The sequence below is a fragment of the Acidobacteriota bacterium genome (assembly GCA_016715115.1).
In the GTDB taxonomy this organism is placed as follows: domain Bacteria; phylum Acidobacteriota; class Blastocatellia; order Pyrinomonadales; family Pyrinomonadaceae; genus JAFDVJ01.
This window is the reverse complement of the sequence record JADKBM010000011.1, coordinates 518511-538832: the sequence shown is the minus strand read 5'-3', so window position 1 is coordinate 538832 and position 20322 is coordinate 518511. Positions and strand designations below refer to the sequence as shown.

General features: G+C 56.1%; 15 protein-coding genes and 1 tRNA gene. 7 read left to right on the top strand and 9 right to left on the bottom strand.

Annotation, left to right across the window (positions count from 1 at the left end; all coding sequences use genetic code 11):
• Positions 1 to 13 precede the first annotated feature (13 nt).
• Positions 14 to 1708 carry an electron transfer flavoprotein-ubiquinone oxidoreductase gene (locus tag IPN69_11055; GenBank protein ID MBK8811252.1) on the bottom strand — a complete coding sequence of 565 codons (1695 nt, stop codon included), beginning with the start codon at positions 1706 to 1708 and terminating at the stop codon, positions 14 to 16.
• A 311-nt stretch (positions 1709 to 2019) separates the two neighbouring features.
• On the opposite strand from IPN69_11055, the gene IPN69_11050 reads away from it, so the two are divergent.
• The 4 genes from IPN69_11050 to IPN69_11035 all read left to right on the top strand — a co-directional run bounded on the left by IPN69_11050 (position 2020) and on the right by IPN69_11035 (position 9046).
• Positions 2020 to 2592 (top strand): hypothetical protein, encoded by a 573-nt coding sequence (locus tag IPN69_11050; GenBank protein MBK8811251.1) that lies wholly within the window; start codon positions 2020 to 2022, stop codon positions 2590 to 2592.
• Positions 2593 to 2629: 37 nt separating this feature from the next.
• The gene (locus IPN69_11045; GenBank protein ID MBK8811250.1) at positions 2630 to 3418 is read left to right on the top strand and encodes a DUF3142 domain-containing protein; all 789 of its coding nucleotides are present in this window, start codon (positions 2630 to 2632) and stop codon (positions 3416 to 3418) included.
• On the top strand, positions 3415 to 6264 hold the full coding sequence (locus tag IPN69_11040) for a hypothetical protein (GenBank protein ID MBK8811249.1): 2850 nt from the start codon (positions 3415 to 3417) through the stop codon (positions 6262 to 6264). Before IPN69_11045 ends, IPN69_11040 begins: the two co-directional genes overlap by 4 nt.
• 148 nt (positions 6265 to 6412) lie before the next feature.
• A complete protein-coding gene (locus IPN69_11035; protein ID MBK8811248.1) occupies positions 6413 to 9046 on the top strand; it encodes a hypothetical protein in 2634 nt (877 codons plus the stop codon).
• A gap of 456 nt (positions 9047 to 9502) precedes the next feature.
• On the opposite strand, the gene sucC is transcribed toward IPN69_11035, so the two are convergent.
• The 5 genes from sucC to smpB all read right to left on the bottom strand — a co-directional run bounded on the left by sucC (position 9503) and on the right by smpB (position 14457).
• Complete coding sequence (sucC, locus tag IPN69_11030; GenBank protein ID MBK8811247.1) at positions 9503 to 10669, bottom strand: ADP-forming succinate--CoA ligase subunit beta; 1167 nt, start codon at positions 10667 to 10669, stop codon at positions 9503 to 9505.
• Positions 10670 to 10810: 141 nt separating this feature from the next.
• A complete protein-coding gene (locus IPN69_11025) occupies positions 10811 to 11416 on the bottom strand; it encodes a hypothetical protein (protein MBK8811246.1) in 606 nt (201 codons plus the stop codon).
• Positions 11417 to 11444: 28 nt separating this feature from the next.
• A complete protein-coding gene (locus IPN69_11020) occupies positions 11445 to 12341 on the bottom strand; it encodes a hypothetical protein (GenBank protein MBK8811245.1) in 897 nt (298 codons plus the stop codon).
• A 103-nt stretch (positions 12342 to 12444) separates the two neighbouring features.
• The gene (locus IPN69_11015; protein MBK8811244.1) at positions 12445 to 13944 is read right to left on the bottom strand and encodes a leucyl aminopeptidase; all 1500 of its coding nucleotides are present in this window, start codon (positions 13942 to 13944) and stop codon (positions 12445 to 12447) included.
• A 51-nt stretch (positions 13945 to 13995) separates the two neighbouring features.
• The gene (gene smpB, locus IPN69_11010) at positions 13996 to 14457 is read right to left on the bottom strand and encodes an SsrA-binding protein SmpB (protein ID MBK8811243.1); all 462 of its coding nucleotides are present in this window, start codon (positions 14455 to 14457) and stop codon (positions 13996 to 13998) included.
• Positions 14458 to 14626: 169 nt separating this feature from the next.
• Here smpB and IPN69_11005 point away from each other — a divergent pair.
• From IPN69_11005 to IPN69_10995, 3 genes are all read left to right on the top strand, one after another.
• Positions 14627 to 14700 (top strand) — tRNA-Gln (locus IPN69_11005).
• Positions 14701 to 14762: 62 nt separating this feature from the next.
• Positions 14763 to 15170 carry an acyl-CoA thioesterase gene (locus IPN69_11000; protein ID MBK8811242.1) on the top strand — a complete coding sequence of 136 codons (408 nt, stop codon included), beginning with the start codon at positions 14763 to 14765 and terminating at the stop codon, positions 15168 to 15170.
• A 29-nt stretch (positions 15171 to 15199) separates the two neighbouring features.
• Complete coding sequence (locus IPN69_10995; GenBank protein MBK8811241.1) at positions 15200 to 15457, top strand: hypothetical protein; 258 nt, start codon at positions 15200 to 15202, stop codon at positions 15455 to 15457.
• A gap of 66 nt (positions 15458 to 15523) precedes the next feature.
• Here IPN69_10995 and IPN69_10990 read toward each other — a convergent pair whose 3' ends face one another.
• The 3 genes from IPN69_10990 to IPN69_10980 are packed head-to-tail and all read right to left on the bottom strand — an operon-like array spanning position 15524 to position 20311.
• Positions 15524 to 17176 carry a SpoIIE family protein phosphatase gene (locus tag IPN69_10990; GenBank protein MBK8811240.1) on the bottom strand — a complete coding sequence of 551 codons (1653 nt, stop codon included), beginning with the start codon at positions 17174 to 17176 and terminating at the stop codon, positions 15524 to 15526.
• Between the two features lie 22 nt (positions 17177 to 17198).
• Entirely contained in the window at positions 17199 to 17723 is a 525-nt protein-coding gene (locus tag IPN69_10985) for an RDD family protein (GenBank protein MBK8811239.1), read from the bottom strand.
• A 17-nt stretch (positions 17724 to 17740) separates the two neighbouring features.
• The gene (locus IPN69_10980; protein ID MBK8811238.1) at positions 17741 to 20311 is read right to left on the bottom strand and encodes a protein kinase; all 2571 of its coding nucleotides are present in this window, start codon (positions 20309 to 20311) and stop codon (positions 17741 to 17743) included.
• Between the last annotated feature and the right edge of the window lie 11 nt (positions 20312 to 20322).

Sequence of the window (20322 nt, the reverse complement as noted above, 5' to 3'; positions counted from 1 at the left end):
ATCCCCAATCGTCTCACATTCCCTTGTAATCGGGGCCGCCGCCGCCTTCAGGCGTGACCCAATTGATGATCTGGTACGGATCGGCGATGTCGCACGTCTTGCAATGGACGCAGTTCGAGAAGTTGACCTTGATCTCGCGGCGCCCGGTCGCTTCGCTCTGCTCCATCTCGTAAACCGATGCCGGGCAGAAACGCTGGCACGGATTGCCGTATTCCTCGGCGCAGCGCGTCGCGCAGATCTCTGTGTCGAGAATATGCAGATGCGCCGGCTGATCCTCGTCGTGCGCGACCGCCGCATAAAAAACGTCGGTCACCTTGTTGAAGGTTAGTTCTTTGTCGAACTTGAGATTTTCGTAACGCTTTTCGTCCGCCGCGCCGAGCTTCTCCATTCGCTCGTGCCCGGCGACGTGATGCTCCTTCGGCATAAAGCCCCAAGCGAGCCCTCCGGTGAGGAACTGGAATCCGCTGTTGATGAGCGCCGACCAGCGTCCCGACTGGAACGACGCGTGGAAATTGCGCACCGGATAGAGTTCGTCGTAGATCCAACTGTGATCGACCTTCTCCGCGAAATGGCGGAGCGTGTTCGAAGTGAAATCCGCGTGTTCGAATGCGCCGACGATCGTTTCGGCAGCCAGCATTCCCGACTTCATCGCAAGATGAATGCCCTTGATGCGCTGGCCGTTAAGAAACGCCGCGCATTCGCCGACGAGGAGCACGCCGTCCGCGTACAATTTCGGCATCGTCCAGTATCCGCCGGCGTTGATCGTCTTCGCACCGTATTTCAGCATCTTGCCGCCCTTTAGGACCTCGGCGATGGCTGGGTGCGACTTGAACTTCTGAAACTCCGCGTGTGGATCGATCAGGGGATCCTTGTAATCGAGCCCGGTGACGTAGCCGATGCTGATCTTGTTGTCTTTCATCCCGTAGATCCAGCCGCCGCCGTAGGTTTGGGTATCGGTCGGAAATCCGAGCGTGTGGACGACCTTTCCCTCCTCAAAATTGCCGGCCGGAACTTCCCAAATCTCTTTGACACCGAGACTGAAGACCTGCGGATCTTCTTCCTTTTCAAGCCCGAGGCGCTTTGTCAACTGTTTCGTCAGCGAACCGCGCGAGCCCTCACCGAGAACGGTCACCTTCGCCAGAATATCGACGCCCGCCTCGAAGTTTCCTTTCGGCTTGCCTTCCTTGTCGATTCCCTTGTCGCCGGTACGGATTCCGATCACGCGCTCGTTTTCGTCATACAATATTTCGGAAGCGGGAAACTCCGGAAAGATGTTGATTCCGGCCGCCTCGCATTTCTCGCCGAGCCATTCGCAAACGCGCGACAGACTGACGATGTATTTGCCCTTGTTCTTGAGCGGCGGAGGAATCACGGGCGCATTGATCCGGCGCCCTTCGGTCAGGTACCAGAAGGCGTCGCTCGTGACCGCCGAATCGACCGGACAACCCTGTTCGAGAAAATCGGGCATAAGTTCGCGAATCGCGATCGGATCCATCACCGCGCCGGACAGGATATGCGCACCGACGAAGGATCCTTTCTCGACGATCCCGATCTCGAGATCGCCGATCTTGTTGCCTTTCTTGATGCCTTTGTCGATGAATTCGTCGTGCTCTTTGATCTTGCTCTTCAAATGAAGCGCCGCGGCAAGATTGGCCGGGCCGGCACCGACGAAAATGACGTCCATTTCGAGTTGTTCGCGTTCGATCATATGATTTGTACTTCCCTTCCGATGAATGGCGATTCAGTTTCATCAAATATAACAAAACGCAGACCTTTCATCTAGTCCGGGGCGATCGCGAACCACGAAGGACACAAAGGCACACGAAGAATCGTTGTATGTTCTTTTCGTGCGGCTTCGTGAACTTAGCAGATTCAAGAAACTTCCCCAAGTATGCCGAGCGGGAGCGTCTCGCGAATCCGAACACGATTGGCACCGAATCGTGATCCGGGCGATTTCAACTCTTCCAGAATCGGTATAAGATTAGGATAGCCATCCAGCTTGGTGGGGAGGATTTCGTGATGGACCTAACCAGATTATCCGATCGCATTCGACGACTCGCGCGGGCGATGCTGTTGGCGAGCGCAGGAGTTGCGATCATTTTCGTTCCGTCCTGCGCTTTTCAGGACAAGGAAAAGGAACAGCTCAGAAAAGAAGCCGAATTGGCGAAGAAAGAGGCCGAACTCGCAAAGAAAGAGGTCGATCTGGCCAAACGCGGCAACGGGTCTTCGGGACCGGCCGCAATCGATGCCACGCCTTCGGAAATTCCGACGCCTTCCCAAACCGAGACGCCCGAAGCCGTCGATGTCACCGGAAGTTGGTCGGTTTCATATAAATTCGATGACGGCGGCGGCGGCACGATGGACTGGAAACTCAAGCAACAGGGAAAATCGCTGGCCGTGTCGACCTATTCCAACGTCGGCGGGAACTCCGGCGTCTGGGTGAACGAACCCAGCGGCAGAATGAACGGCAGCAAGATCACCGTTTTTATGACTGAAAAAGGCGAGACGGTTTCCTACAACGGTTCGGTTTCCGGAGACACGATGAGCGGCACGATGAGTTTCGGCGGCAGTTGGCGGGCCAAGCGAAAATAGCGCGCCGGTTCCGGCGAAATGACGCAGTTTGAGAATTATGCCGCATACGGAATTTCGTCGAAACTCCCGCCGAACAGTCGCAGGCATTCTGCTGACGTTCGCCGTGGTCTGTCTGGTCGGCTGCGCCGGCCGCCGCACGGTCAACCCGGAATTGGGTAGGACGATGCCACCGCGTATGCTCTGGGCCTGGGAACGGAAGGAAGACCTTCGGTTTCTCGATCCGGCAAAATTCGGCGTCGCGTTTCACGCGCAAACGCTGAAGCTTACGAAGAACGAAGTCTTGTTCCAACCGCGCCGTCAGCCCCTCGAAACAGCCCCCGGGACGTACATCATTGCGGTTACGCGCATCGAAACCGAGAAGAAAGCGGAGTCGCGCGCGCTTCTGTCGGCCGATCAACGAGCGAAACTCGTCGGATTGGTCAAACGAACGCTCGAGTTGCCGAACGTGAGAGCGGTTCAGATCGATTATGACGCGGCTGTTTCGGAGCGTCGGTTCTATCGCGAGTTTATGAACGATCTGCGCACCGATCTGCCCGACGAGATCCCTTTAACGATGACGGCGCTCGCCTCCTGGTGCATCGGCGACGCGTGGTTCAACGATCTTCCGGTCGACGAAGCCGTCCCGATGGCCTTCGTGATGGGCGCGGATTCCGACCGCGTCCGCGACTTTCTCGCGAAGGGCAACGACTGGCGCGAGCCGCTCTGCCGCGGGAGTTACGGATTCGCCGTCGAAGAGCCGATCAACGCGCCGCTCAGACCGGAACGCCGGATATACTATTTCAAATCGAGCGCCTGGGAACGGGCCGATATCGATAAACTCAGATGAATCGGAGACTTGTCGCAATTTCGTTACTGGTAGTTCTGCTGCTCTCGCAAGTCAGCTTTCCCTGCGCCGATAATTATGTGCATCCGGTCTTCAGCTATCAGCACGCGCCTGAAAACCCTTACGAGAACTTCGCTGCGGGTCGAATCGGAATCGTTAAACCGACATATCGTAGGGTCGTTTTATACGCCGCATATCGCTATCTCAATGGCGGAGGCTTTTCGTCCGCGGAGCAGCAAACGCTCGTCAGTATCTGGAACGCGGAGTTTCGCAACGAGGAACCGGATTCGACCTTGAAGCTTGAGACGATCCGCCGGTGGCTTAGCCTGCGCGGCGAAATCGCAAAAGATTTCCCCGTTTCGCCAACAATCGCAACCGATCGACGCTGGGGCGCGGACAATTTCAACGCTTTCCCGAATTGTTCATTAAATGCGTTCGAAACGGCGGTCGAAACGCTTTCCAACAGAATAATGCGGTACGGCGGCGACGACCCGTTTGTTCTCGAATGGGTACGAGCGCAGGATCTGGTGTTTTCGAACTGCTCCGGCGGGCGGAGTATTCCTCTTGCGGTTGGCGACGCGGCCCCCGTTTGGCTACGAAAGGACCGTGATTATCAGATCGCTGCCGCCTATTTCTACGCCACCGATTTCGAGGAAGCGCAACAGAGGTTCGATGCGATCTCGAACGACTCCGATTCCCCCTGGCGCGAGATCTGCGACTACCTCGTTGCGCGTACCCTCGTTCGACGCGCTCATTTTACGAAAGACCCAGAGCAGCGATCTGGATTCTATTCTTCGGCGGAAAAACGCCTTGCCCGGCTCTCCGGCGGCAGATTCTTTGCCGATGGCGCAAGGTTACTCAATTTGATAAAACTTCGACAGCGGCCGGCCGAGCGTCTGGCCGAACTGGAGCAGAATCTCCATCAATTTGGCGGCGACGATTTCCGTCAAGATCTGATCGATTACACTTGGCTGTTAGACAAGTTTGAGACGCAGGTCCTTGCGGCTGAAGAAAAGCGAAAAAGCGAGGAGGAGGCCGCGAAGTTCGCTGAATCCGACAAGGATCTTCGCGATCGCATCGTCGCGAATCTTATCGCGGCAGGCGGAAAGACCCAGGTAATCGTCGAAAAAGGACGAGCGATGATTCAAGGCTGGGTGCCACTTGGAAAGTTGCCGGAGGCGCTTCGATTGGCGCAATTGGCCAAGCCGAACAAAATCGATAACCAACTCATCGAACTTGCTGAGGACGATCCCTTTGGTCAACTTTCGATAGAGAGCTTCTTGAAATCACCGGTTGCACGACCAACCTATGAGCCGGTTCGCAACACGGCTTTGTTCTCCGAAAGTACGTTACGCGTTTGGGTTCCGAATTTTTTGAAACGAACCGACGCCTTTCTCCTCGTGCCGCCGTCGACACCCGACACGCAGATCATCGAGATGATTCAGAGCCAACAAGACGGCCTCACCGACGATAACCTCCAAGAAATCCGCGATGCGATTCGTGAAGCACGGGCCGATCAGATCCGGAAAGCGTGGTCGTCCCGTCCTCAAAGAGATTACGAGGGCGGTTACTCCGGAGAGGAACGGATTTCATTTGGTTTGCTGCCGGAATTCTTGCTGTCCGGTGAACTTACGGATTGGCTTTTTTCGATGCAGGCCGGCGAATCCGCTTATCGCCATTCACTCGGTCGTTGGCGCGATACCAATTCGAAAGCCTGGTTAGTTGCGGCCCTGACTAATTCGACAAGCGACTCGGCTGAGATTGATGAGTTGATTCAGGCTGCGCAGAAGCTCGCGCCAAACGACGCCGCATTTCCAACCTGCGCGTATCATTCCGCGAGGATTCTGATCGCGAAACGGCAATCGGCAAGAGCCGCCCGAATTCTCGACGAACTGATGGTGAATACAAACGACCTTCCCGTTTCTTCAAGAAACGAGATCGCACGGCTTCGTTTCACGATTTGCGACGATCTCTCGTCATTTCTCAAGAGCGCGCTTCGAAAACCGTTTACATTTTTGGATTACGCGGAAAGCACAACAATCAACGAGGTCATCGCAAAACAAAAAGCTTGGTGGAGTCCCGAATCTTCGCAGTCAAAGTCCGAATGGGACGCCTACACCGAGAGTCTTTATGCCGAACACAAACGGTGGGAAGAACGCCTAATGTTCGATGTCGACTCGACGACAATCATCAACGAACGCTTTCCAATTTCGCTCCTTTTGGAGGCGCAGGAGAGTCCTGAGCTTCCGGTTTATCTGCGCGAACGGCTGGCGATCGTCATTTGGACCCGCGCTGTCTTGCTTAAGAACGATGCCGTGCTGAGGCGAATTGCGCCACAGCTCCTGGAAACGGTACCGGAGGTTCGGGATTATCTGTCAGCTCCCAATACGGTCGAACGCCGAATCGCTTCACTTTTCGTGATCTATCGACACCCAAATTTACTGCCTTATCTTCAGTCGGGATTTGATACGCCGCATTTCAGTTACCAAACGCCGGCAGGTTGGTGGTGCGAACCGGATTATTCGGAGTACACATCGACCGGCGAGTCGGTACGTATTCGAATCCCAAGCGGACCTCCGTTTTTGAGCCGTTCGCAAATTGCCGCTGCCGCCGCGGAAAGCGCTGCGCTGAAAGCAATCGGCTCCGCGCCCGGCTTTCTTGCCGAAACGGCGATTGAACTACAGCGGCTGCGCCCGGACGACAGCCGAATACCGGAAATGCTCTTAATCGCATCAAATGCCAACGTTTCGTTCATCGGCAATTGCAATAGTTTCGCTGGACGCGAAAAGGCCATTGAGTTGCTGAAGCGTCGCTATCCGAAATGGGCCAAGAAAATCGATAATCAATAAGAACTGCGACGATTTTTAGTCGAATCGGCAAATTACACCGTGAATTGAGGTGATGATGTTTGTTAATTTCACCCCGGTTGAATGAGAATAGACCGACGAACTTATCACGAGACGATTTGGTGAATTCGGAGCAGTTATCACGTGTCATATGAAGAGATTCAGAATTTCGATCGCAACAGTTCTCCTGGCCTTGTTGGCCGTCACTTCGGTCTTTCCCTGCGGCCCGGGTTATGTGACCCCCGTTTTCGACAACGAGCGCGCGCCTGAGACTCCGTACAGGGATTTCGCGGCCGGCAATCTCGGGATCGTCAAGCCCTCGTACCGGCGTATGGTCCTGATCGCCGCCTATCGATATCTGACCGGCGGCGGTTTCTCCGATCCCGAACAGCGGGCGTTGGTCGAGTTTTGGGAGGCCGAGATAAACAACAAGAGCTACGACCGCACGGACGAGCTTGAAACGGCTGTCAAGGCCTGGGTCGAACAACGAAAAGCGGTCGTCGGAACCGAAGAAAAGACGCCCGAGATCTATGTCGAGCGCTCTTGGGGCGGTTACGATTTCTTCCCGAATTGTACAAAGAACGCCTTTGAGACCGCCGCGAAGACCCTCGCCGACCGCGCGATGTCCCACGGTTCGGACGACAAGGATGTGAAGAATTGGCTGCGGGCCCAGGATCAGGTTTTCAACAACTGTGCGAACGGCAAATCGATCCCGGCCGAACCTTCCGCCGAAATGGCGGAATGGTTGCTGAAGGACCGCGCGTATCAGATCGCCGCCGCGCAGTTTTATTCGCTCGACTACGGGTCCGCCCGCCGCAAATTCGAGGAGATCGCCCAAGACCCGCAGTCGCCGTGGCAGGAAACTGCCGAGTATCTCATCGGGCGCACACTGATCCGGCAGGCAAGTCTCAACAACGACAAGAACAGTTCGGAAGCGTTTTATTATCAGGCAGATCAGGCTCTGCAAACGGTTGTTTCAAAAGGCGGGAGGTTTTCCGAAGACGCCGAGCGCTTGCTCGGGGTGGTGAAATACCGTTTGCGTCCGCAGGAGCGTGTTCACGAACTGGCCAACACCGTCGCGTATCAGGGCAACGCGAACTTTCGGCAGGATCTGATCGACTACACCTGGCTCCTCGACAAATACGAGAAAGAAGCGCTCGAAACCGAGGAAAAGCGAAAAGCCGAGATCGAGGCGCGCAACAATCCGAACGCCAACACCAGCACCGTCACCGAAACGCCGACGCCGGAACCGGCCAGCGACAAGCTGACGCTTTACATCTACACCGAAGATACCCAGCAAAGCTACACGATCGAGGTGAGCGTCGACGCAACCGACGAGGATGCGTTCGCCGCGGCTGAGAGAATCATCGGAAAAAGCCTGACAAAGGATCAGAAGGAAGCGCTTCGAACCCAAAGACAGTCGGCGTTCGCATCCCGTTTCACCGATCGGCGCGACAGCGGCTACCAAGGCGGCTACTGGGGCAACGAAACGATGAGCGTCGGACTCCTGCCCGAGTTCCTGCGGCAGGACGAGATATCAGACTGGCTTTTTACCTACCAGATCCAGAGCCCCGAGGCATACAACTACGCGCTTTCCAAGTATCGGCAAACCGGTTCGGACCTGTGGCTGATGACGGCGATTTCGAAAGCGGATTCGACATCCGCGGAACTTCCGATGATTGTCGACAAGGCGCGGCGAACGCCGACAACTTCGCCGGCTTTCGCGACCATCTTCTATCACCTCGCACGGATCGACCTCGCGCAGGGCAAGACGGCCGAGGCCCGTGAACTGCTCGATGAACTGATCGCCTCGCCGGTCAATTTCCCCGTTTCGACTCGGAATCAGTTTCTCAAGCTTCGTATGACGCTGAGCGAAACGCTCGATGAGTTTCTCAAGACCGCGCTTCGCAAGCCGTATGCGTTCGATTTTGACGGCTCGATCGGATCCATCGACGAGCAGCTTGCGGAGCAGAAGACCTGGTGGTCGCCTGAAGCCTATCCTGACCAGACGCGCGAACAGTATGAGAAGGAGCTTGACGAGAGGTTCGCCGAGTATCGGACGTTCGAGTCCGAAAAGACGTTCGACGACGATGCGCTTTCCTCATTCAACCGCTATTTCCCGACCGACGCAATGATCGCGGCGGAAAGGTCCGAGGCGATACCGACGCATCTCCGGCGAAGATTGGCGCTTGCGATCTGGATGCGCGCGGTGCTGCTCGACAATGAACCGGCAGCGAAACAGATCACGCCGCGACTGCTCGCGCAGTTTCCGGATCTGGCCGATGATTTTATTCCGTATCAGAAGGCCCTGACTCCGGTCGCGCGTAAACGTTCGGCGATTTTCATTATCCTGAAAAACCCGATCCTGACGCCCGCAATTCAGTCCGGCTTCGGCGCCGACAACGTTTTTGGCGAATGGGACGACGACAATTGGTGGTGCTCGTGGTACTTCGACAGCGAGAACGAAGATCCGGCGGTTATCGGGAAGCCCCCGGTTTTCCTGACCCGCGCACAGATCGCGGCAGCAAAGCTTGAAAGAAGCCGCTTGTCGAGGATCGGTGACGCGCCGAAATACTTCGCCGAACAAACGCTTGAATGGGCACGGCTGGCCCCGGCGGACAAACGAGTTCCCGAGGCGCTCTACATCGCGTGGGCGTCGAACGGCTGGACGAAATACGGATGCGGGAACGGGCCGGAAACCCAGGAAGAGATCGCGGCGGTAATGCGCAAACGCTATCCGAACAGCGACTGGACGAAGAAGTTGGACGAAAACCAGGAACAGTGAGGGGATTTGCGATTTGCGATTTGCGATTTGGGATTTGGGATTTGGGATTTGGGATTTGGGATTTGGGATTGCGGATTTGGGATTGCGGATTTGGGATTGGGGATTTGGGATTTGCGATTTGCGATTTGGGATTTGAAACACGCGGACCTATTGCAAAGAGGAGGGTTACGCGTGTTACACACGCTCGTTGGAGTCGTTCGTAGTGGACACCACGTTCCGCTCCGCTTCACGTGGTGCTATCGTACGTGCGTGTGCTCCGCACACTGAATCGATTTTTCCGACAGACTCATTGAATCTTGAATCCAGATTCGTGATCTGCGATTTTGGGAACCTCGTTGGTTCTTGAATCCTGGAATTTCGGGTTTTGGAATTTGGAATTTTGGAATCTGGAATTTGGAATTTGGAATTCGGAATCGCGCAATCCGCAATCCCAAATCCCGAATCCGAAATCCCTAATCAGCGTCCGCCGGCTGCGGCGACGACCTTTGACGCGGCGTCGCTCATTCCGTCGGCGGAAATGATGCCGATACCGGATTCATTCAGGACGCGCTTCCCTTCTTCGACATTGGTTCCTTCGAGCCGCGCAACGATCGGGATCGAAACCCCAAGATTCTTCGCCGCCGCGACGACGCCGCTGGCGACCATATCGCAACGGACGATGCCGCCGAAGATATTGATCAATACCGCCTTCACATGCTCGTCTGCAAGGAGGATCCGAAAGGCGTTCTCGACGCGTTCCTGCGACGCACCGCCGCCGACATCCAGAAAGTTCGCCGGTTCGCCGCCGTGCAGTTTGATGATATCCATCGTCGCCATCGCGAGTCCGGCGCCATTGACCATACATCCGATGTTGCCGTCAAGCTTGATGTAATTCAGATCGAATTTGGAGGCTTCGATCTCAAGCGGCTCTTCCTCGTTGAGGTCGCGGAGTTCCGAATATTCCTTGTGACGATAAAGCGCGTTGTCGTCAAAATTTACCTTTGCATCGAGCGCGATCAGTCGATTGTCTTTGGTCAGCAGAAACGGGTTGATCTCGAGGAGCGACGCGTCCATCTTGACGTAAGCGTCATAGAGCGAGAGCATAAACTTCGCCGCCTGCCCGATCAGTTCGTTCGGAATGCCGAGTCCGAATGCGAGTTTCCGCGCCTGAAACGCACGCAACCCGACGCTCGGATCGATCGACTCCTTCAGGATCAGTTCGGGAGTCTCTTCAGCAACCTTTTCGATATCCATACCGCCGGCGGCCGAGGCCATCAGCGTGTTGCGACCGGTGATCCGGTCGAGTGTGATGCCGAGATAGAACTCGCGGTCGATCGGAAGACCTTCTTCGATCAAGAGCGTCTGGACAATTCGTCCTTCCGGCCCCGTCTGGTGCGTGACGAGCGTCATCCCGAGCATCTGTTTGGCGATCTCGTGGGCTTCTTCCCGCGACTTCGCGAGTTTGACACCGCCGCCTTTCCCGCGTCCGCCGGCGTGGATCTGAGCCTTGACGACGACCACGTCGGTTCCGAGTTCGCGCGCCGCCGCTTCGGCTTCGTCCGGGGTCCTGGCGACGATCCCTCGCGGCACCGGCACCCCGTAATTACGCAGCAATTCTTTTCCCTGATATTCGTGTATTTTCATAAAGATGAGATTCTAACTTTCCGGAAATGCAAAAGCAAAGACTCGGCGGTCATCTCGTGCAAGACCCCGAAGTCACGCGAACGAAAACCCGATCGCGCGCATTCGTTCAGGCGCGGTCGGGTTTCGCGATCTTCAGCCGGCCTACTTACGTTTGACCGCCGTCCGAACCTGGATGCCGAACAGTTTCCAGTCCTTGCTTTCCGGAATGTACTGGAGTTCGAATTCGGTCTTGATGCCCGACGTATCGTAACTGCCTTCGACCATCAATTTACGGAGACTTCCTTCGCGCTCGATCTCGCCGGCGCGCTTGAAGTCGGCCGTCATATTCTTGATCGGGCTCAAATCCGCACCGCCGTCGATCAGGTTCTGGAAACTCGACTTGAACTTTTCCGGAGTCACCTGTTTCGCCCAGTACTTTGAGATCGTTCCGTGAAAATCCGTAAAATCCTCATCCTGAAGTGCGTCATTGAAATCAAGTAGCGTTTTCTTGACGATGACCTGAAGCTCGTCGTCCGAAGGTATCTCGTATTTGGAAGCGTCGGCCTTCTTGTACTCCTTCGTCGCCGACGGGCTCGGCGACGAACTGGACGACGGCGTCGGGCTGTCCTTCGACCCGCTCTTGCCAAGGTCGAACTTGTCCTTGTTGCAAAAACATCCGAGTCCGATCATCGCGATGATTGCGAGCGCGACCGTTCCGTTGACGATCGAATTGTTTCTAACGATCAGATTATTCAACAAATTTTTCATTTTTCCTCGTGTTTCCGAAATTTTCGACCTACTTGTCCTTTCGCCACGGCGCCAGCAAATTGACCCAACTGTCGACGGTTCGCGAATACTCCTGCGGACAGCGTACGGCACGCTCCTCAGGCAGATAGCCGTCGGTCACGAAATACTCATACTTGTCCGGTTTCGCCCCGTAGATCATACAGAGCGAGTTATAGAATCGCTGTTCCTGCAAAAGATGCTCGTCGGCGAGGTCGCGTTTCGAGCGCTTTTCGCTGCGCGACTCGATCCGGAATCCGTCCGCAGCGGCGAGCACCGCGCGGACCCCGTTCTCGCCAAGCTCTTCGATATTGATATACGACGAACAACGATCGGCGGCATCTTCCTCGTTCCCGACGACCGGCAACTTGTAATTGTAGATCAAAGCGTGTCCGACCTCATGCAGAAAAACGAACCGGATCGCATCGAACATCTTTTTGTCGGCATCCGTTGCATTCATCCCGTCCGAACGATAAAGATCGACGAAATGCTCCATCAATTCATAACAAATGGTGATCGACTGATCGTTCGGGTCAAACAGCGCATTTCGTTCGCCGCACTCCTTCGCGGTGACGAAGATATCTTCCGGCAAGATCAGCGCGCGACTCAGGTCGGCGGCCGCATTCTCGAGAAGTTTCTCGTTCTTGACCCGGCGGTCGAGGTCGGCGTAGCGAGAACTCTTCACGCTCGCCTCCTTGACCTTGAAATCACCCTTGTCGTCGTTCTTTTTCGACGATTTCGCGTCTTTCTTTTCCTTTTCCGGAGAGCCTTGGGCGGTCGGCGAAGCCGCCGGCGACTTATCCGGCCCCGCATCGCGATCGGAACTGAAGATGCACGCCGTCGTCAGCAAAAGTGCAAAAACGGCGATCAGCAAGTTGAACGGATTGTCTGACTTTCCAGACTTAGGCATAAACGGTTAGAACTTGAAAAACTGCCGTGTATTCTACACAAAAAACAGGCCGGTTAGAAGTTCCAACCGGCCGTATTTGTCTAAATGTTGGTCAAGTCGCAAATTACTGCGATTTTTCGACCAGTTTCAAAAGGGTTCGAATCGCGACTCCGGTCGGGCCCTTCGCCTGATGCGGACGCTCCGTGTCGCACCAAGCGGTGCCGGCGATGTCGAGATGGGCCCACTTCGCCTTGTCGACGAACTCCTGAATGAACACCGCGCCAATGATCGTTCCGGCTTTCCGCGCCGGCCCGATGTTCTTGATGTCGGCGATGTCGGACTTGATGCTCTTGCTGTATTCGCGGCCGAGAGGAAGCTGCCAGAAGTTCTCTCCGGCTTCCTTTCCGCACGCGATGACCTCATCGACCAATCCCTGATCGTTGCCCATAATGCCGGTGTTGACATCGCCGAGAGCAATGATCACGGCTCCGGTCAGAGTCGCCATATCGACGATCCGCGTTGCGCCCTGTTTTTCGGCATACGCGACCGCGTCGGCGAGAACAAGGCGTCCCTCGGCGTCGGTATTGAGAATCTCGATCGTTTTGCCGTTCATCGCGGTAACGACGTCGCTCGGGCGGCTCGCTTTGCCGTCGGGCATATTCTCGACCGCCGCGACAACGCCAAGTACCGGAATCGACGGCTTGAGCAACGCGATCGCACGCATCGCGCCGATTACGGTCGCGCCGCCGGACATATCGTATTTCATCGCGTCCATTCCCTCGCCCGGTTTGAGCGAGATGCCGCCCGTGTCGAAGGTGATCCCCTTGCCGACGAGTGCCAGCAGTTCGCCTTTTTTCGCTGTCGATTTCTTCGGCTCGTATTTGAGAACGATCAATCTCGCGGGCTGTTCGGAACCGTAGGTGACGCTCAGCAAAGATCCCATTCCGAGTTTCTGCATCTTCGCTTCGTCAAGGATCTCGCATTTCAGGCCGGTTTCCTTCGCCATCGCCTGCGCGCGCTTCGCCATTTCCGTCGGATGCAGGATGTTCGGCGGCTCATTGGCCAGATCGCGCGCGAAATTCATCGACTCGCCGATCTGCTGCCCGCGCGTCAATCCTGTTTTCAACGCTCCGGCGTCGGCGCCGTCAACAAACAGAACGAACGAATCGACCGATTTCGTGTTCTTGTCCTTTGTCCGGTATTTGTCGAGTTCAAACTGACTCGTCGCGAATCCCTGCCCGGCGCTCTGCGCGATATCCGCGGCATCGCCTTCGCATCGCGGCATCAGCGCGACGCTCTTCAAATTGCGCTTGCGAACGAAACGGGTCGCCGTGCCGGCGACGTTCGCGACGCTCGAAACGAGATACTCGGACTTGTCGCCGACTCCGATCAGCACCAGCCTTGAAGCTTTGACCTTGCCTTTCGGCGCGAACCTGATCAGCGCCGTTTCACCGACATCGCCCTTGAATTCTTCCGTCTTGATGACCGAAGCGATCAATCCGCCGGTAAGCTTGTCAAGTTCTTTCAAAGTCGGGCTTGTCGCCTTTTCATCCTTGAAGACCGCAACTGCCAGCGCATCGACGTTGGCCTCCGAAAAACTCGCATTGATTCCCTGACTTTTCATAATGACCTCTAAGAATAACGTTGTTGCCGTAAACTTCTTTAATTCTATAACTTACTTTAACTTTTCTTTCAACTCCTGACGAGTTTCGCGCTCGATCGTGCGTTTCATTTCCGTTTCGCGTTTGTCGTACAGTTTCTTGCCGCGGGCGACGCCGATCTCGAACTTGATATGCCGATTCTTCAGATAGATCCGCGTGACCACGAGCGTCATCCCCTTAACCGTAGTTTCCTTTTCGAGGCGCTCGATCTCGCGGCGATGCAAAAGAAGTTTTCGACTCCGCATCGGATCGTGATTCTCGCGATTACCGTGGGAATACGGGGAAATATGCGCGTTGAGCAGCCACACTTCTCCGTCGCGCACGGAAACATAGGAATCCTTGAGCTGAATTCGCCCGCTGATCACGCTTTTGACCTCGGTGCCCTGCAGCACGATTCCGGTTTCGTATGTATCGTTGATGTGATATTCGTGAAACGCGTGGCGGTTGTTGACGATTTCCTTTTCGCCGGCCGACATTAACTCCTATTCTGCCCTTCAATTCCGGTTCAGGCAAGTGACGCCCCGGCAAATCGCCGCCGCGCCCGCAACCGCAAGTCACTGAGAAGGTTGCGAATCCGCGACCGCGTCGTTTCGAAAACCGGATTTGACAATCGCCGCTTCGATTCATAAATTAGAGAACAGCCGTTGGGAGATCGTCTAATGGTAGGACTGCAGTCTCTGGATCTGCCTATCGGGGTTCGAATCCCTGTCTCCCAGCCAAACTTTTCGAGGCCGTGAACGGAATCCGCAAGGGGTTGATCGATCACGGCCTTTGAGTTTTTATGAACGATTGGCACGAAACCGAGGTCCGCGTCCGCTACGCGGAGACCGATCAGATGGGCATCGTCCATCATTCGAATTACTTCGTCTGGTTCGAACTCGGACGCAGCGAGTTTTGCCGTGCGCGCGGATTCTCGTACAAGGAAATGGAAGAAAAGGACAATGCCCTGATGGTCGTCGCCGAGGTTTACTGCCGTTACAAGTCTCCGGCCTTTTACGAGGACCTTCTGACTATCCGGACAAAGGTTGCCGAGATCCGCAGCCGCAGCATTCAGTTTGTTTACGAGATCTTCAGGGAATCCGATCAAGCGCTTCTGGCCGAAGGCGAAACTCTCCATCTGGTGACGGACAATAACAAAAAGGTCCGATCGCTACCGCAAATCTACAAGGAAAAACTCAGCCAGGTCTAGATTGGGATTTGGGATTTGCGATTTGCGATTTGCGATTTGCGATTTGCGATTTGCGATTCCAGGATTCCAACATTCCAGGATTCCAACATTCCAGGATTTCAAAATTCCAGGATTTCAACATTCCAGGATTCCAGGATTCCAACATTCCAGGATTTCAAAATTTCCAGGATTCCAGGATTCCATTTGGAATTGTTGGAATTGTTGGAATTGTTGGAATTGTTGGAATTGTTGGAATTGTTGGAATTGTTGGAATAGTTGGAATCTGGAATAGTTGGAATCTGGAATAGTTGGAATCTGGATTCCGGAATCTCTTCGAATTAGAATCGAAAATCGAAAATCGAAAATCCAAGAGGTTATTTGCGTTTGACGATGACGAGAGTGATGTCGTCGCCGGCCGGGGCGCTTTGGGTGAACGAAGACAACGCTGACTCGACCTTGTCCCGCAATCCCGACGCCGAGGCGGTCAGGTTTTTGGCGACCACCTCCGACAAGCGCTCGAGCCCGAATTCGTCGCCCTTGAGATTGGCCGCCTCCGATACCCCGTCAGAATAAATGACCAACACATCACCGCTCGCCAACCGTGTCTGACCCAGTTCATACTCGGCCATCGGCATAATCCCGAGCGGAAACCCGCCCGACTCGAGTTGCTCTATGCGCCCGTCCGCACGCCCGATGAGCGGCGGGTTGTGGCCGGCATTGATGTACTTCAACTCCCCGGAGGCCGGATCGAGTTCGGCGATGAAAAGCGTCACAAAGCGGTTCGTCGGCGTGTTGTGAGCGAGATATTGGTTGACCGACGTGACCGTGTCCGAGAGACTGTTCCGAGCCGAAACCTGCCCGTGGATCGAGGCGTGCAGCGAAGACATCAGAAGCGCCGCCGCCGTGCCTTTGCCGGAAACATCGCCGAGCGCGATAAGCATCTTTCCATCGTCGCGCGCTATGAAATCATAGTAATCGCCGCCGATCTCGTAACAGGAAAACGAAATCCCCTGAAACTCGTAACCGTCCATTACCGGCGGACCGGACGGTTGGAATCGCTGTTGGATTTCGGTCGCAAGTTCGAGTTCGCGTTCCATACGTTCGCGCTCGAAGCGCTCTTCGAGGAGGCGCGCATTCTCGACCCGGATCGACGCGACGGACGCGAGCGTCGTCAGAATGTTCAGATGCTCCTCGGAAAACGTCGCTTCGTACGTCGGCGAGTCGGCGTAAACGAGCCCGAAGACCTCCATTTCATTGACACTGAGCGGGACGGCCAGGACCGAACGAATTCCGAGCAGCGACATCGTGTGACTGGCGTAACGCGGATCGTGCTGGGCATCCGATGTCAAAACCGACTTCCCGTTCTTCAGGACCTCGTCCATCACCGTCCGGCTGATCCGGACCTCGGCAATGGTCTCCTCTTTGCCGCGGACCCGTGCGGCGACGATCTTCGTCCCGCTTTCGGATGTCTCATCGCGCAGCATAATCACGCAGCGTTCCGCCGGGACAGCTTCAAAAACCAGCGATGCGACCTGGTTTAGCGTCTCTTCGAGTCCGCTCGATGAAAGCAGCGCGATCCCGACCTTGCTGATCAGTCCAACGAGGTCGTTGCGCGTCGTGTACTGCGCCTGCAGAAATTCGGAGGTCGGATTCCGGCGCGTGAAAGCGATCGTCTTCGATGGGTCGAGCGCTTCGGTATGATCGGCAATGAGCGTTGCGTTGCGGTTGGTCGGCAGCGCGTCGTCTTGAAAAACGATCGTCGTTTCGCCGATCTGGATCTCGCCGCCGGGCATCAGCGGCAACGGCAACGAAACCAGCGAACCGTTATATCGCGTACCGTTAGCCGAACCCAGATCGTGCAGCCAGAACGCGTCACCTTCTTTTCGGATCTCGGCGTGGAGCCGCGAAGCAAACGCATCGGGAATACAAACATCGCTTCGAGCCGAGCGTCCGATGGTTGTTCGCAGCCGCGAGATCACGTAGTTTTCGCTGTTCCGGTCAGATGTCCTGATGATCAAATGGGGCATTCTCGTGTTCCTTCCAAAGTCCTTAGGCGTTCGACTCGGTTCGAATGGTTCGCCGGCCGTAAATAACGACCGTTCTGGCGAGATAATCGTGCAGAGCCCTGCCGCGCGGGGTGATCGACGAAACGACGAATCCGAGTCCGCCCGTAATGACCGTCAAAACATATCCGATCGTATGCCGCAACAGCAGTGTTGCAAGTGATGCCGGACGACCGTCGATCTTTACGATCCTCAGACCGGTGAGCATTTTTCCCAGGCTCTGACCGCTAAAAAGCGGAAAGATCACAAAATTCGTGAGTCCGAGCAAGACCGTTATGAGCCACCCCGTGTTGCTGATCTCGCTCGTCAGCAGTTTCGTGCCGTCGATCCCGAAAATCCGTCCGGCGATCAGACTCAGTACAGGCACCGCGAGCAAGAGGATATAGTCGATAAAAAACGCTCCGCAACGCAACAGAAACGGTGCCTGCAGAAGTTCGGCGTCAAAATCCACGATTACTTCCTCCGGCCGTAGTCTCGGCGCGGCCAAATTCTTTTCAACGTTTGCGCTCATAATAAGAAATCGCCGTCCTAGGCCATCGAAAACTGCAGCGTCGTGTCGCCGACCCTGAAACGATCCCCGTTCGTCAGGAGCCGCGACTGGTGCGGCAGCAATCGCGACGAATCGCCGCCGGTCATCAGAATCGTTCCGTTCGATGATCCGAGGTCCTCGAGCATAAAGTTCGAACCCTCGCGACGGATGCGGGCGTGACGGCGGGAGATCTTCGTCTGCGGGTCATATTTCGAAAGATCGACCTCGGGAAAGATGTTCGACATCGGATCGCGTCGTCCGATCAGATTGTCGTCTTTCTCGATCGTGAATCCGGCGCTTTCGAGATCGTTGGTCAGCACCACGTAGAGTTTCGCCGTTGTCGACGGCGCAAGCACCGGCGCCTGATGGAAACTCTGTTGCGCGATCGGCTGCTGCGAACCGCAAAAGGCGCAGAACACGTCGCTCGCGACGATCTGTTTGCCGCAGAATCCGCAAAACACCAGCTGCTCCGAGAAACTGACCGCCGACGGAACCGCTTTGACGCCGAACGAAACCTTTCCGGCTTGCAGATTGACCAAATGCTCTTCGAGCGAGCGTTTCAGTTCAAACGCCGATGTGAACCTCAAGTCTGCGCTGTACTCGACGGAACGCATCAGGATCTGCTCGATCTGATCGGACAATTGCGGGTTGATCTGCCGGGGCCGCGGGTTCTTTTGGAAATCAAAGATCAGCAGCGGATTGCTCTGCGGGTCCGCGCCGGTCAGAAGATGGAACATCGTCGAACCCAACGAATAGATATCCGACCGCGGTTCGACGTTGCCGCTGAACAGTTCCGGCGGCGCGTAACCCATCGTTCCGACCGCCGTCACGCCCTTTTCTTCCTTGTTGATCGAACGCGCGATGCCGAAATCGATGAGCATCAAACGCCCGGTGTTGCCGTCGATCATAATGTTCGCCGGCTTCAGGTCGCGATATACGATCACCGGATCCTGTCGATGCAGATACCCAAGCACGTCTGCGACCTGGATCGCCCATTCCGTAACCGTTTTCTCATCAAGTCGGCCTTCCGGATTCGCGCGAAGCCGGGCCGCGAGATCGCCGCCCGAAATGTACTTCATCACCAGATAGAAACGGCCTTCCGTTTCGTCGAAGAAATAATCGTAGATCGTCGGGATCGCCGGATGCTCAAGATTCGTCAGGATCATCGCCTCGCGCTGGAAGTCAGCGACCGCCTTTTCCTGCTGCTCGGATTCGATGTAGCTCTGAACCATTTCCTTGACGGCGCGCAGAACTCCGCCGAGGTTGCGGTCGTTGGCGAGGTAAACCGCGCCCATTCCGCCGCCGCCGATCTTGCGCACGATCTCGTAACGATTATTGAGCAACGTCCCCTCGTCGAGCGGTTTGAGTTTGGCGGCACGGCGTCCGTCGGTGTCGCCGTTTCCGATATTCGGCTTGGTCGACGGTCGAACTTCGCCTGATGGCGCGATCTCGGCCGCCGCGACGACCGGAACGACAGCCGCGGCCGGCGTTTCGGGGAACTCCGCCGCGGGCGCTTCAAGCGTCACGACACTGTCCTGATCCCGGACAGCCCCGGGCTCAGCCGGTTCGGACGATTCGACGACCGCGATGTTTGGCGATTCGGGGATCGGCAACGAAACCGCCTCGAGCGAAGGAACTTCCTTTGGCTCGACCGATTCAAACACTTCATCCGATCGACTGTCGAACTCGTGTTTGCTGATCGGGACTTGCGCAGGTTCCGTTTCAACCGGAATTTCCGGCGAGGCCAGCTCCCTTTCGGGTGCAGTCTCGACGGGTTCGGAGTCAGCGACGATCGGCGCCTCGAAAAGCGGACTCTCCGGAGCGAAAGCGGCAACCGGCAAATCGATCACCGGCAACGCAGTCTCCTCCGCGGGCGACGGTTCGACAAGATCTGATTCAGCCTGCCAGTGGGCGATCGGCGCTTCAACGACCGGCGCTTCGGACGTCGCGGCCGGCATTTCGATCACTTCCGGAACCGCGGCTTCTGATCCGATCTCGCTCGCTTTCGGAGGGTTTTCCGCCGCAAGGTCCAGAATGACCTGCGGAACCGGAGCCTCATCGACGGCCGACACAGCCGCGTCAGGAGCAGCGGCGGGGATTTCTTCGGGAGCATCGGATCGCACCTCCGGTTGGAACGCCGCGCGATCGACAAACGCTTCGGCGCCAACGGCGTCCTCGATTCCAGGTTTGACGCTGATGGATTCAAGATCCGCGCGACCGGCATCGGTCGCGTCGGTTTCGGGCGCGGGCTCGACCGGCGACGGAATCGGCGGTTCGATCGCGGCGACCTTTTCGGGCTCGCTCACAGGAGTGACTGGAGCGGCCGCGAACGGGTCGGCCGCGGACGAATCCGCAAACGGTGAAGGAATCGGCGACGGAATCGGAAGTTGGTCCGCCGTTGCCGGCGCTTCCGGGACCGGGACAAATCCGATCGGCGCGCCGACGATCGTCGGCGACATCGACGGATCTTCATCGCTCGCAACGGCCACCGGTGTGAGCGTTATTCCGCAGTACGAACAGAAGGTATCTAGATCAGCGACTTTCTCGCCGCACTCTGGGCAATTTGGCATTGTTTTTTGTT